Source organism: Bradyrhizobium sp. Kon10, assembly GCF_055807395.1.
The window spans coordinates 1-256 of sequence record NZ_JBVVOZ010000290.1 but is presented as its reverse complement, the minus strand read 5'-3'; the positions used below and the strand labels follow the sequence as shown (position 1 = coordinate 256).

The following is a 256-nucleotide window of genomic DNA, read 5'->3' as shown; positions in this document are numbered from 1 at the left end:
AAGATCCTCACCGCCGGCGGCTTTGACGCGCATATCCATTTCATCTGCCCGCAGCAGATCGAAGAAGCGCTGATGTCAGGCATCACCACCATGCTCGGCGGCGGCACCGGACCGGCGCATGGCACGCTGGCGACGACCTGCACGCCGGGGCCGTGGCATCTGGCGCGCATGATCCAGTCCTTCGACGCCTTCCCGATGAACATCGGCCTGTCGGGCAAGGGCAACGCGTCCTTGCCGGCCGCGCTTGAAGAGATGG

1 protein-coding gene is annotated in these 256 nt (G+C 65.6%); it reads left to right on the top strand.

All coding sequences use genetic code 11. The annotated features are described in order from the left end of the window. Positions 1 to 256, top strand: a 256-nt coding sequence (locus AC0L2O_RS37075) for an amidohydrolase family protein (RefSeq protein ID WP_473373240.1), incomplete at both ends; no start/stop codon positions are given.